Source organism: Paraburkholderia sp. BR13439, from assembly GCF_040948805.1.
GTDB classification, from domain to species: domain Bacteria; phylum Pseudomonadota; class Gammaproteobacteria; order Burkholderiales; family Burkholderiaceae; genus Paraburkholderia; species Paraburkholderia youngii.
In genome coordinates, this window is record NZ_JBFPKN010000001.1 from 30,859 (window position 1) to 43,572 (window position 12,714).

Annotated in this window: 14 protein-coding genes; 6 read left to right on the forward strand and 8 right to left on the reverse strand. The window is 66.4% G+C overall.

Going from position 1 to position 12,714, the window contains the following annotated elements; translation table 11 throughout:
- Window positions 1-37: 37 nt before the first annotated feature.
- The 3 genes from ttcA to AB3X96_RS00160 form a co-directional block, all read right to left on the reverse strand.
- Window positions 38-1,039, reverse strand: a complete 1,002-nt coding sequence (gene ttcA, locus AB3X96_RS00150) for a tRNA 2-thiocytidine(32) synthetase TtcA (RefSeq protein ID WP_368588162.1) — start codon at window positions 1,037-1,039, stop codon at window positions 38-40.
- 3 nt (window positions 1,040-1,042) lie between these two features.
- A complete protein-coding gene (locus AB3X96_RS00155; protein WP_018432566.1) occupies window positions 1,043-1,438 on the reverse strand; it encodes a dihydroneopterin aldolase in 396 nt (131 codons plus the stop codon).
- An 89-nt stretch (window positions 1,439-1,527) separates the two neighbouring features.
- A complete protein-coding gene (locus tag AB3X96_RS00160; protein WP_368588163.1) occupies window positions 1,528-2,355 on the reverse strand; it encodes an SDR family oxidoreductase in 828 nt (275 codons plus the stop codon).
- 13 nt (window positions 2,356-2,368) lie between these two features.
- Between AB3X96_RS00160 and AB3X96_RS00165 the strand changes: the two genes are divergently transcribed.
- The gene (locus tag AB3X96_RS00165; protein ID WP_368588164.1) at window positions 2,369-3,571 is read left to right on the forward strand and encodes a class I SAM-dependent methyltransferase; all 1,203 of its coding nucleotides are present in this window, start codon (window positions 2,369-2,371) and stop codon (window positions 3,569-3,571) included.
- Window positions 3,572-3,602: 31 nt separating this feature from the next.
- Window positions 3,603-3,797 carry a DUF2905 domain-containing protein gene (locus tag AB3X96_RS00170; protein ID WP_013090808.1) on the forward strand — a complete coding sequence of 65 codons (195 nt, stop codon included), beginning with the start codon at window positions 3,603-3,605 and terminating at the stop codon, window positions 3,795-3,797.
- 31 nt (window positions 3,798-3,828) lie between these two features.
- Here the strand turns inward: AB3X96_RS00170 and AB3X96_RS00175 are convergent, their stop codons facing one another.
- The 4 genes from AB3X96_RS00175 to AB3X96_RS00190 form a co-directional block, all read right to left on the reverse strand.
- Entirely contained in the window at window positions 3,829-5,061 is a 1,233-nt protein-coding gene (locus AB3X96_RS00175; RefSeq protein WP_368588165.1) for a multifunctional CCA addition/repair protein, read from the reverse strand.
- Window positions 5,058-5,711, reverse strand: a complete 654-nt coding sequence (locus AB3X96_RS00180; RefSeq protein ID WP_184226267.1) for a glutathione S-transferase family protein — start codon at window positions 5,709-5,711, stop codon at window positions 5,058-5,060. The genes AB3X96_RS00175 and AB3X96_RS00180 overlap by 4 nt, the downstream gene beginning before the upstream one ends.
- A gap of 29 nt (window positions 5,712-5,740) precedes the next feature.
- Entirely contained in the window at window positions 5,741-6,694 is a 954-nt protein-coding gene (locus tag AB3X96_RS00185; protein ID WP_176380101.1) for a complex I NDUFA9 subunit family protein, read from the reverse strand.
- Between the two features lie 82 nt (window positions 6,695-6,776).
- On the reverse strand, window positions 6,777-8,744 hold the full coding sequence (locus AB3X96_RS00190; RefSeq protein WP_368588166.1) for a transglycosylase SLT domain-containing protein: 1,968 nt from the start codon (window positions 8,742-8,744) through the stop codon (window positions 6,777-6,779).
- A 77-nt stretch (window positions 8,745-8,821) separates the two neighbouring features.
- On the opposite strand from AB3X96_RS00190, the gene AB3X96_RS00195 reads away from it, so the two are divergent.
- Window positions 8,822-9,364 carry a 5-formyltetrahydrofolate cyclo-ligase gene (locus AB3X96_RS00195; RefSeq protein ID WP_255215121.1) on the forward strand — a complete coding sequence of 181 codons (543 nt, stop codon included), beginning with the start codon at window positions 8,822-8,824 and terminating at the stop codon, window positions 9,362-9,364.
- Window positions 9,365-9,414: 50 nt separating this feature from the next.
- Here AB3X96_RS00195 and AB3X96_RS00200 read toward each other — a convergent pair whose 3' ends face one another.
- Entirely contained in the window at window positions 9,415-9,927 is a 513-nt protein-coding gene (locus AB3X96_RS00200) for a winged helix DNA-binding protein (RefSeq protein ID WP_018418717.1), read from the reverse strand.
- Window positions 9,928-10,138: 211 nt separating this feature from the next.
- On the opposite strand from AB3X96_RS00200, the gene pxpB reads away from it, so the two are divergent.
- Genes pxpB through pxpA form a run of 3 tightly spaced genes read left to right on the forward strand, consistent with a single transcriptional unit; the run spans window position 10,139 to window position 12,614 of the window.
- Window positions 10,139-10,792 carry a 5-oxoprolinase subunit PxpB gene (gene pxpB / locus AB3X96_RS00205; protein ID WP_368588167.1) on the forward strand — a complete coding sequence of 218 codons (654 nt, stop codon included), beginning with the start codon at window positions 10,139-10,141 and terminating at the stop codon, window positions 10,790-10,792.
- Window positions 10,789-11,841 (forward strand): biotin-dependent carboxyltransferase family protein, encoded by a 1,053-nt coding sequence (locus tag AB3X96_RS00210; protein ID WP_176110045.1) that lies wholly within the window; start codon window positions 10,789-10,791, stop codon window positions 11,839-11,841. Before pxpB ends, AB3X96_RS00210 begins: the two co-directional genes overlap by 4 nt.
- 20 nt (window positions 11,842-11,861) lie before the next feature.
- Window positions 11,862-12,614: a 5-oxoprolinase subunit PxpA gene (gene pxpA / locus AB3X96_RS00215; RefSeq protein WP_368588168.1), complete on the forward strand. Its 753-nt coding sequence runs from the start codon at window positions 11,862-11,864 to the stop codon at window positions 12,612-12,614.
- The last annotated feature ends 100 nt before the right edge of the window (window positions 12,615-12,714 follow it).

Genomic DNA, 12,714 nt, shown 5'->3' on the forward strand with positions numbered 1-12,714 from the left:
CCGCCCGAATGCCGCCAAAATAAGCAATTTTCGCTCTCTACAGGTCGTCGAACTGGACCAGCGGAATGGTCTTCGCGCCGGTGAGCGGCGCGCCTTCGTCGCCGCTCAAGCACGGTTCTTCGTCGAACGCGATGTCGCCTTGCGGGTCGGCCTCGCCGGTCGCGCGCAACCCCGCGAACGGAAACAGCTGGTGATCCATCAGATGCGACGGCACTACGTTCGACAGCGCGTTGAACATGTTCGCGATGCGGCCGGGGAAACGCTTCTCCCAGTCGCGGACCAGCGCCTTCATTTCCGCGCGCTTCAGGTTTGGTTGGCTACCGCACAGATTGCACGGAATGATCGGGAATTCGCGCAGCTCCGCGTACTTCTCCAGATCGGTTTCCTTCACGTAGGCAAGCGGCCGGATCACGATGTTCTTGCCGTCGTCCGATTGCAGCTTGGGCGGCATGCCCTTCAGCTTGCCGCCGTAGAACAGATTCAGCAGCAGCGTCTGCAGGATGTCGTCGCGATGATGGCCGAGCGCGATCTTGGTCGCGCCGAGCTCGCCGGCGACGCGATACAGGATGCCGCGCCGCAGCCGCGAGCACAGCGAGCAGGTGGTCTTGCCCTCCGGCACGAGCCGCTTGACAATGCTGTAGGTGTCCTGGTTCTCGATGTGGAACGGGATGTCGAGCTGGGTCAGATACTCGGGCAGCACGTGCTCGGGGAAGCCCGGCTGCTTCTGGTCGAGGTTGACCGCGACGATGTCGAAATTGATCGGCGCGCGCTCGCGCAGCCGCATCAGGATGTCGAGCATCGCGTAGCTGTCTTTGCCGCCCGACAGGCACACCATCACCTTGTCGCCGTCCTCGATCATGTTGTAGTCGCCGATCGCCTGACCGACCTGGCGCGCGAGGCGCTTGAACAGCTTGTTGTTCTCGTACGCTTCCTTCTGCTCGCGGCGCGTGAGCGGCGATTTCGGGGCGCGCGCCGCGTTCGGGGCCGTGGTGGCCTCGGCGGCCTGGTTGCCTGCGTTCAGCATTTCCGGTGCATTCATCGCTCAGTCCTCCTTGATGCGGAAGACTTCGACACCGACCGCATCGCAGTCCGGATACACGTCCGGCTTCTCGGTCGACACGCGCGCGCCGCGCACCTGCGGATGTTCGAGCATCACGCGCACGAGGTCGTCGCACAGCGTTTCCTGCAGATGAATATGGCCTTGCGACACGCGCCTGGCGATCGTCGAGCGCATGAAATCGTAGTCGACGACTTCGGTGAGCTTGTCGTGAACCGGCGTGGACATCGCGAGCGGCACGAACAGTTCGACGTTGATCACGACGCGCTGCTCGCCGCGCTTTTCGAAGTCGTGCACGCCGATGTTGATATGCACTTCGTAATTGCGCAGAAACAGCCGGCGGCAATCGGCGAGCCGGGGGTGCGAAAGAGCGGCAAACATGTTCGTTCCAATCAAAAAAGCGTGCGGGCACGCAAAGGGGCGCTGCGCCACTCGCGACGGCCGCATCGAAGGCTGGCCGCGCGCGCGTGTCAGGCGCCCGTCAAAAACATTACGTCGCGCGGCAGCGGCACGAGATGCTGCCCGCCGTCGACCACCAGCGTCGTTCCGGTGACGCCGGCTGCATCCGCGAGATACAGCGCGGCGGCGACGATATCCTCGGGCCGCGACGCACGGCCGAGAGGCGTCATACGGTGGGCGGCCTCGAACCCGTGCTGGGTCTGGTCGCCCGATTGCATGGTCAGGCCAGGCGCGAGCCCGACCACCCGGACCTTCGGCGCGAGCGCCTGGGCGAGCGCGACCGTCGCGGTCTGCAGCGCCGCCTTCGACAGCGTGTACGACAGATAGTCCGGGTTCATGTTGTACAGCTTCTGATCCAGCAGATTGATGACCACGCTGCGCTGGCTTTCGTCGCGCAACGCGGCATCGGGCGTCGCGTCGTAAAGCATGCGCGCGAGCACCAGCGGCGCGCCGACATTCATCGCGGTCAGCTTCAGCAGCAGATCGTAGCCGACGTCGCGCGCCGTATCTTCCTCGAAGCGCGACGCGTTGTTGACGATGCACGACGGCCGCCCGAGGGCGGCAGTACAGTCCGGCAGCAGCCGCGCGACCTGCGCCTCGTCGCCGAGCTCGGCGTGCAGCGCGACCGCGCGGCGGCCCAGCGCGACGATCTGTGCGACCACTTCGTCGGCGTCCTCACGCGAGGCGCCATAGTGCACGGCCACGTCCCAGCCGCGTGCGGCAAAGCCGAGCGCGAGCGCGCGCCCGATGCGGCGCGCGGCGCCGGTAATCAGCACGACGCGGGGCGGTTCAGTCGGCGCTTCGGCCGCGCGGGCAGCGATGTCCGGAGAAACGGTCATTTACAATGCGGGGATGAATCCGAAAGCTCACCCACCCGATAGTTTACCTGCTCCCGGCCCGAGCGCGCTCGCGCAGTCCGACGCGCTCGTCGCCGAGATCCGCGCGCAGCTCGAAGCGGCCGGCGGCTGGCTGCCGTTCGACCGCTACATGGAGCGCGCTTTGTACGCGCCGGGGCTCGGCTACTACAGCGGCGGTGCACGCAAATTCGGCCTGCGCGCCGACGACGGCAGCGACTTCGTCACCGCGCCGGAATTGTCACCGCTGTTCGCCGCGACGCTCGCGCGCCCGGTCGCGGAAGCGTTGGAGGCGAGCGGCACGCGCGAGGTGATGGAGTTCGGCGCCGGCACCGGCAAGCTCGCCGCGGGGCTGCTCAATGCGCTCGACACCCTCGGCGCCGAATTCGACAACTATTCGATCGTCGATCTGTCGGGTGAGCTGCGCGAGCGGCAGCGCGAAACGATCGCGGCGGCCGCGCCCGCGCTGCTCGCCAAAGTGCGCTGGCTCGACGCATTGCCGGAGCGCTTCGAAGGCGTGGTGATCGGCAATGAGGTGCTCGATGCGATGCCGGTGCGGCTCTTCGCGCAAAACGGCGGTGTCTGGCACGAGCGCGGCGTGGTCTGGCGCGACGGCGCATTCGCATTCGACGACCGCCCCGTCGCGGCCGCCGCGGACCGCGCGCTGCTGACCGAAATCGATACTGATCGCGAGAACGCCGGCGACGGCTACGTGACCGAAACGCACGAAGCCGCCCGCGCTTTCACGCGCACCATCTGCACGATGCTCGCGCGCGGCGCGATCTTGCTGATCGACTACGGCTTTCCGCGCCACGAGTACTACCACGACCAGCGCGCGCAGGGCACGCTGATGTGCCACTACCGGCATCGCGCGCACGGCGACCCGTTCCTGTACCCCGGTCTGCAGGACATCACCGCGCACGTCGAATTCACTGGCATCGCCGAGGCGGGCGTCGACACCGGCGCGGATCTGCTCGGCTTCACTTCGCAAGCGCGCTTCCTGCTGAACGCGGGCGTCACCGAGGTGCTCGGCGAAATCGATCCCGCCGACGCGAGGCGTTTTCTGCCCGCGGCCAACGCGGTACAGAAGCTGCTGTCCGAGGCGGAGATGGGCGAACTCTTCAAGGTGATCGCGTTTTCACGCGGACTCGACGATACGCTGCGCGCCTTTTCGAGCGGCGACCGCTCGCATACGCTGTGATTGTGAAGCCGCTCCGGTTCGAGGACTCGCGATGATTCGCTGGCTGTTGACTACCTTCGTCGCCGTCGCGGTGCTGTCGTCGTGCTGGCCGTGGCTGCGGAAGCTCGGCATCGGCCGGATGCCCGGCGACGTGACCTTGCGGCTGTTCGGCCGCGAGTATCCGTTTCCGTTCATGTCGACGCTGGTGCTGTCGATTCTGTTGTCGCTGTTGGCGCGGGTGTTGTAGGCACCGCGCGCCGCTTCACGTTACCACCGCTTCAGGCAAGCGCCGCTTGCACCGCGCGCACCCGCTCCTCATGCACGGCGTCCTTGATGCCGGCCGGTGCATCGGCGAGCCGCTTGGCCACCGCTCCCGCATCCACGCCTCGCGCGGCCACCAGCGCCACCCTCAGCCGCTCGGCCTGCGGGTACTCGCTCATCTCGAGGCCGAGCCGCCCGCGCGCATCGGACTCGCAGGCCTGCAGCGCCTCGGCGAAGCGCGCCGGCTTCCTGATCGCGTCGCTGCGCTCGAGCAGGCGCACCAGTGCCGCCGCCCCCATCTCCATCACGCGATGAATGTTGCCGTGCTCGCGCGCGACCAGCACCGCCAGATCGCGGCATTCATTTGGCACGCGCAGCCGCTCGCACAGCGGCTTCAGCAGATCGACGCTGCGGCCCTCGTGGCCGATGTGCCGCGGCAGTTGCTCTTCGGGCGTGGTCGCCTTGCCGAGGTCGTGTGTCAACGCCGCGAAGCGCACCGGCAGCGTGTAGCCCTGCTGCGCGGCATGGTCCAGCACCATCATCACGTGAACACCGCTATCGACTTCGGGGTGATAGTCGGCGCGCTGCGGCACGCCGAACAACGCATCGATCTCCGGCAGAATCCGCGCGAGCGCGCCGCAGTCGCGCAGCACGTCGAACATCCGCGACGGCTTCTTCTCCATCAGTCCGCGCGATACTTCCTGCCACACGCGCTCGGCCACCAGTGCATCGGCTTCACCGTCGGCGACCATCTCGCGCATCAGCGCCAGCGTTTCCGGCGCGACCGTGAAATCGACGAAGCGCGCCGCGAAACGCGCGATGCGCAGAATCCGCACCGGATCTTCGAGGAACGCATCGCTGACATGGCGAAAGAGCCGCGCCCGCAAGTCAGCCTGGCCGTTGAACGGATCGATGACGGGGCCGGTCAGCGCACCGTCCGGGCGCACCTCGCGCGCCATCGCGTTGATCGTCAGATCGCGGCGCGCGAGGTCTTCTTCGAGCGTCACGTCGGGCGCATAAAAAAACTGGAAGCCGTGATAACCGGCCGCCGTCTTGCGCTCGGTGCGCGCGAGCGCGTACTCCTCGTGCGTCTGCGGATGCAGGAATACCGGAAAGTCCTTGCCCACCGGCCGATAGCCCTGCGCGACCATCTGCTCGGGCGTCGCGCCCACCACCACATAGTCGCGGTCCTGCACCGGTACGCCGAGCAGCTCGTCGCGGACCGCGCCACCTACTGCATAGATATTCATGGGCATTCGTCTTGATAGGCGATCGCGTGCGTTTCACGGCGCGAGGCATCGATCCATGCGTTGACCGCGGGCAGCTTGGTAAGCCGCTCGACATAGGCGACCGAGGTCTCCGACAACGCAGGCTTCCACGTGTTGAAGCGCATTGCGACCGGCGCGTACATCGCGTCGGCAATGCCGAATTCGCCGAACAGGAACGGACCGCCGTAGGTGTCGAGGCAGTCGCGCCAGATCGTCTCGATCCGCGCGATGTCGGCGAGCGCGCCCGGCGTCGCGTTCTTGCCCGGGAACGACGCACGGATGTTCATCCACATCTTCGAGCGCAATTCGCCGAAGCCCGAATGCATCTCGGCGCTGACGCTGCGCGCATGCGCGCGCGCCGCCGCGTCACGCGGCCACAGCGCGTGTTGGGCAAAGCGCTCGGCGAGCGTTTCGGCGATCGCGAGCGAATCCCACACGGCCTGCCCCGCGTCGTCGATCAGGCACGGCACCTTGCCCGGTCCGCGCGGTGCCTGAGCGCGGATCTTCGCATTCGTGTCCGCTTCGTTTAGCAGGATCAGTTCCTCGTCGAACGGAATGCCGAAGTGCGTGAGCAGCAGCCACGGACGCATCGACCACGACGAATAGTTCTTGTCACCAATCAGCAGTTTCATGCTTGTTATCAGGGAGTGTGAAATAGGATTCAGCGCCCCGCGCTGGCGCGGAACGTGTCGAGTCGCGAACCCGAGGCCGCGCCGGTCAGATACGTCGGCACGATCGCTTCGATGCTGACCGGTTCGAGTCCGAGCTCCGGCGCGAGCGGCCCGCTCAGAATATTGGCGACCTTCATCGAATCGAGATTGTCGCGCGAAATCACCGGTTCGCCCGGCGCCAATTCGAAGCTCAGCGCCTGCAGCCGCGCGAGCGGCTCGGGCAGACGGATGATGCGCGCATGCTTGCCGATCACGTCGCCGCAATACGACACCAGGTCTTCGAGCGTATAGACGGTCGGGCCGCCGAGCTCGTAGGTGCGGCCGCCCGCGCCATCCATATCGAGCACGTTGACGATCGCCTTCGCGACGTCGCCGACATAGACCGGCTGGAATTGCGCGTCCGGCATCGCGAGCGGGATGGCCGGAAACACGCGCTGCAAAAACGCGAACTTGTTCAGAAACGCGTCCTCGGGACCGAACACGACGGACGGCCGGAAGATCGTCCACGCGACATTCGCCGCATGCACCGCCTTCTCGCCGTCACCCTTCGAGCGCGCATACATGCTCGGGCCGCTGGGATTGGCGCCGAGCGCGCTCAGATGAATCAGCCGATGCACGCCCTTGCCTTCGCAGGCGGCGACGATGCGCGTCGGCAACTCGACGTGCGCATGCGCGAACTCCCGTCCATAAGGCTTGCCGCGTTTGCCGTTCAGGATACCGACGAGGTTGATCACGCAATCCGCGCCTTCGACGAAGCGCGCGAGCTGCACCGGATCGAACACGTCGGTTTCGAGCACGTCGATCGGCAGCATGGTCAGATGGCGCGCGTTGTAGCGTCGCCGCGTGGCGACGCGCACATCCTTGCCCATTTCGACGAGCGAGTTGACGAGGTAGCTGCCGATGAACCCGGAGCCGCCGATGACCGCGATAGCTTGATGTCGCATTTTTCGACTCCCTGATGGAAGCCGCGGCAACGGCTGGCGAAGCGCGCCGCAACCTCGAAACGAGATTGCGGCGGCAAGGCGCTTACGGTGCGATGTAACCCAGGCGCGCCTTCAGCGATTGCGGACGGCCTTCAAACAATGCCGCGTAGTAGACCGTATTGGACAGCACATTCTTGACGTAGTCGCGAGTTTCCTGGAACGGAATCGCCTCGGCGAACACCGCGCCTTCGACCGGGCGCTGCAGCGACTGCCGCCAGTTACGCGGACGGCCCGGACCTGCGTTGTAGCCAGCGGTGGCCAGCACGGCGGACCCGTCGAACTGATTGTAGATCATCGCCAGGTAGTTCGTACCGAGCAGGATATTGGTGTTGATGTCGTTCATCTGCTCGCGCGAGAGCGGGCCCAGACCGATTTTCTTCGCGACCAGTTGCGCGGTGGCGGGCATCAGCTGCATCAGTCCGCCCGCGCCGACATCCGAGCGCGCGTTGATGATGAAGCGCGACTCCTGGCGAATCAGCCCGTACGCCCACTCGACGTCGAGCCCGCTCGACTGCGCGTCCTGCTCGACGATGTTGCGGAACGGCGATAGATAGCGCAGCGAAAAATCATGCTCACTCTTCGTGCGGTCCGCAGTGTTGACGGTGCGGTCGTACAGCTCGATGCGGCGCGCGTACTCGGCGGCCGCCAGCAGTTGCCGGTCGGTCATGCCGCGCAGCGGCCAGTTCCACTCGCGATTGCCTTCGAGCCGCAGATTCAGCGCATAGAAGCGCTGCGCCAGATCGAAACCCGGCGTGGTGCCGGCCTGCTGCACTTCGGCGTCGGTGACCGTGGTTTTCGGCGGCACGGTGATCTTCTGGCCGAGCTCTTCCAGCGCGAGCTGGCCGTAGAAGTTGAAGTTCGACGCGATCGACTGGAATTCCTGGTTGGCCGTGGCGGTGTCGCCGGCCTGCTTCAGCGCGCGCGCGTGCCAATACACCCACGACGGCTGCTTGCGCAGCGACTCGGGCATCTGCTCGATCGACCAGCGCACCATGTTCCAGTCGCCGGCAAGCAGTGCACTGCGGGTGCGCCATTCATACGCGGGATTCGACAGCGGCGCGTTCGCCGACAGCCGGAACCAGTCGACCGCGGCAGGCATCTGCTTGAGCGCGCCCTGATAGCCGATCGTACCCCAGCCGATCGCGCGCTCCGGCGAATTCAGCGACGGCGCGACCGATGCGAACGTGGCCGCAGCCATGGCCGGATCGTTGCGCGCCATGCGCGTGATCGCGAGCAGCGCCAGCTGATGCGATTGCGCATCCGGTCCGACGCTGCGCGCGAGCAGCAGCGGCGGCGTATTGGCGGCCTGGCTGAACAGCACCGGGTCGGGCGGCTGGTCGCCGAGCGCGTCGACGAGCTTGCTGCCGGTGTTCGTGTAGTTCTGCTCGTACGCGAGACGAATCTGCGCCCAGATGTCGTCGCTGCTGAACTGATGGTTCACGCCGAGCACGGTGATCAGATCGACGCAGCCGTCGCCGTACCACTTCGGATCGACGAGCAGCGCGCGCGCCGCGTCCGCGACGTTCTCGCCGCGCGACGCGCGCGATTCGAGCGCGTAGCACTTGACCTGAGTGTCGTCGTCGAGCACGAACTTCGCGTACTGCTGGTCGAAGTTGCGCCAGTCGTGACGCGTGCCGAGCACGGTCAGATAGTCGTTGCGCATGCGATCGGCGATCGCCTGGCCGTCGTACTTCTGCAGGAACGCGAGCACCGGCGCGTCCGGCGCGTCGATGCGCGCATGGCCGGTCGAATCGAACAGCTGCGGCTTGATCTGGAAGTACTCCAGATACGAGGGCGCCGGATAATCCGGGATCATGCTCGCGAGCTGGGCTGCGCGCACCGCGTCGTTAGTGCGCGCGGCTTCGCGAAGCTGGACGAAAATCTGGTCGTCATTCGTGAGTTGGGAGATCGGGAGAGGCTTGACGGCCGAGGCAGTACTGCAGGCCACGAGTGCCGCTGCGGCCAGCGCGATACCGGCCGCGCGATATACTCGAAAAAGGCGTTTTGACATCGTTGTTTCTGGAGCGCGAATTGGACCCAAGCATAGCATGCAACCCTGTCCCCGCAACCAAAAAGGCGCTGCGCCGGATGTTGCTGGAAAGCCGTCTGCAAGCGGCTTCCGAGCCGTCGAAGAATGCCGCGCTCGGGCGTCGAATGCTCGACGCGCTGAAGCACTATGCGGTACGCAGCGCCGGATTCTACTGGCCGCTCGCCGGCGAGTTCGACGCGCGCGGCGCGATCGGGATCTGGCTCGCCGCGGATTCGCATCACGAAGCCAGTCTGCCAATCATTAAAGAACGTGGCATGGCACTCGAATTCCATGCGTGGACGCCCGCGACGCCGATGAAAATCGGTCATCACAAGATTGCCGAGCCCACTTCGGGGCGCGTCGTGCTGCCCGAGCTGCTGTTCGTGCCCTGCGTGGGTTTCGACTCGGACGGCTATCGCCTCGGCTACGGCGGCGGCTATTACGACCGCACGCTGGCCCGCTGGCCGGCCGCGCACAAGCCGATCACGGTCGGCATCGCGTACGAAGCGTGCCGCACCGACACGCTGGAGCGTGAGGCGCACGACATTCCGCTCGATCTGATCGTGACCGAAGCGGGGTTTCATCCGGCGCTGCCGGACTGAACGCGCGATGCGCGGCGTGTGACGCGCGGCGTTTGCGCGCTATTTCGTCGTTACAGCGAAGCGGCCGCGCGCGCTGCCGTGTCGTACAGGCCCGACGCATTGCGCATCAACTGCGCGGCCTCGCCGATCTGCTGGTTGGTCAGGCCGCTTTCCTTGAGCGTCGAGATCAGGCAGTTTTCGCGCACCTCGCGATACTTCAGGCATAGCTCGCGGCCCGCGTCGGTGGCGGAAAAGAACACTTCCTTGCCGGTCTTTTCGCTTTTTACGTACCCTCTAGCTACGAGCTTTTTCAACGCGTAAGTCGCGACGTGCGTGTCTTCGATGTTCAGCACGAAGCAGATGTCCGCGAGTTTCTTGCGGCGCTCGCGATGGCTCACGTGGTGCAGCAGCGACACCTCGATCGCGGTCATGTCCTTGTCGCCGGCCGCCGACATGCAGCGCACCATCCAGCGGTTGAACGCATTGCCCGCCATGATCAGCGCGTATTCGAGCTCGGAGAGCTCCGCGCTGCTCTCGGAGACGAGGTGTTCCGACGAAACGATCTTGGTGGGATGACGCGTCATACGAGGTTCCCGTGACGAAAATGGGCTGGAAAAGTGTCGCAAGTGTACGACGATGCCCAGTCGCCGACGAGCCTGGCGAAAACGCTTATTGGTAAATCGTCGATATTTTATTGATAATGTATTCTCCAAACGTCGCCGACTCCATGTCGGACATGCGCCAACGCGCCGCGCTGTCCGGCTCATTTTCCGACTCGATCCGGGCCGCCCAGCCATGAGCCAACCACGAATCTTTCCCCTCGGCGATGCCGCGCTCGTCTGCGAAGCGCCCCCGCCCGCCACGCTGGAGTGCCAGCAGCGCGTGTGGGCCGCCGCTGAAGCCGCGCGCGACTGGCCGCAGGTGCTCGAAGTCGTGCCCGGCATGAACAATCTGACACTCGTGTTCGACCCGCTCGTGACCGACGCCGACGCGCTCGGCGAGCAGTTGCTGACGGCCTGGAACGCAGCGGCCAAAGTCGCCGCGCCGGGACGCGACGTCGAAATTCCTGTGCAGTACGGCGGCGCATTCGGCCCCGATCTGCAGGCGGTCGCCGAACATACGGGCTTGAGCGCGCGCGAGGTCGTCGAGCGCCATGCGGGCGGCGCCTACGTGGTGTTCTTTCTCGGCTTTCAGCCCGGCTTCGCCTATATGGGTGGGCTCGACGCGGCGCTGCACACGCCGCGCCGCGCGTCGCCACGGCTCGAAGTGCCGGCGGGCTCGGTCGGCATCGGCGGCGAGCAGACCGGCATCTATCCGGCGGTGTCGCCGGGCGGCTGGCAGCTGATCGGCCGCACCGAGGTGCCGCTGTTCGACCCGGCGCGCCGCCCGCCCACCCTGCTGCAGCCCGGCGACCGGGTGCGCTTCACGATCGCGGGGATGCACGCATGATCGACGTGATCCGCGCGGGTCTCCAGACCACGATCCAGGACCTCGGCCGCCACGGCTACCGGCATCTCGGTGTCGCGATGAGTGGTGCGCTCGACCGGTTGTCGCTCGAAGTCGGCAACCGGCTGGTCGGCAATCGCCCGGATGCGGCCGGCCTCGAAATCACCTTCGGCCCGACCGTGCTGCGCTTTCTGCGCGCAACGCGCGTCGCGATCGCCGGCCCCGACTTCGGCTCGACGCTGGACGGCAAGCCGGTCTTTTCATGGTGGAGCCTGCCCGTGCAGGCCGGCCAGGAACTCGTGCTGAACGCGGCGAAGCGCGGCATGCGCGGTTATGTGTGCGTGGCGGGGGGCATCGACGTACTGCCGATGCTCGGCTCGCGCAGCACCGATCTCGCCGGTCGTTTCGGCGGACTCGGCGGCCGCGCGCTCAACGATGGCGACCGTCTGCCGGTCGGCGCGCCGCCGCAGCGCGGCCAACTCGGCTTCGCGCCGGAGGCGCCCGCGTTCGGCGTGAAGGCGCCCACATGGTGCAAGTTCGTGCTGGTCCCCGAGCCGCTGCGGCGCGGCCGACATCCGTCCGGCGTGCCGTGGGCGGTTCCAATTCGCGTGCTGCGCGGCCCCGAATACGACAGCTTCACCACGGATGCGCAGCAGTCGTTCTGGTCCGACGAGTGGCTCGTCACGCCTAACAGCAACCGCATGGGCTACCGCCTCGCCGGCACGGAACTGAAACGCACGCACAAGACCGATCTACTGTCGCACGCGGTGCTGCCCGGCACGATCCAGGTGCCGCCGAACGGTCAGCCGATCGTGCTGATGAGCGATGCGCAGACCACCGGTGGCTATCCGAAGATCGGCGCGGTGATCCAGGCCGATCTGTGGAAGCTCGCGCAGGTGCGGCTGAACGCGGCGGTCCGTTTCATCCCGACGACGCCCTACGAGGCGCGCCAGGCTTTGCTGGAAGAACGCACGTATCTGCGGCAGATCGATGCCGCGATCGCGATGCATGAAGAGCGTTGCACGCGCCAGGCGGCGCTCGCGGCGCTGTAACGGTGAGAAAAGGAATCCCCATGGAAATCGATCTGAACGCCGATCTCGGCGAAGGCTGCGGCTCCGACGAGGCGCTGCTCGACCTCGTGAGCTCGGCCAACATCGCATGCGGCTGGCATGCGGGCGGACCCAACGCGATGCGCGACTGCGTGCGCTGGGCCGTGCAGAAACGCGTGTCCATCGGCGCGCATCCGAGCTTCAACGATCCGGAGAATTTCGGCCGCAAGGAAATGGATCTGCCGGCGGGCGAGATCTACGCGGGCGTGCTGTATCAGCTCGGCGCGCTGTCGGCGATCGCGCAGGCCGAGGGCGGACGCATCGCGCATGTGAAGCCGCACGGCGCGCTGTACAACCAGGCCGCGCGCGACGCGAAGATCGCCGACGCGATCGTCTCCGCGGTGCACGACTTCGATCCGTCGGTGGCGGTGTTCGCGCTCGCCAACAGCGGGCTCGTCAGCGCCGCGCGCAACGCGGGCCTGACCGCGATCGAGGAAGTGTTCGCCGACCGCGGCTATCGCGCCGACGGCTCGCTGGTGCCGCGCAAGGAGCCGGGCGCGCTGCTCGACGACGAGGACGAAGTGCTCGCGCGCACGCTTACGATGATCCGCGAGCAACGCGTGAAGGCCGTCGACGGACAGTGGGTGCCTTTGAAGGCGCAAACCATCTGCCTGCACGGCGACGGCCCGCACGCGCTCGCGTTCGCGCGACGCATTCGCGCCGCGCTCGCCGACGCCGGCATCGAAGTGCACCCGGCGGGCGCCGCGCGCGTCTGAGCGTTCGCATCGCCACCGTGCACGCCTCGCGCGGTGATGCCCGCTGCGAACCCGCCGATGCCGACGCACACGCACCCGCGGGGCAGGTAAAGAGAGTTCG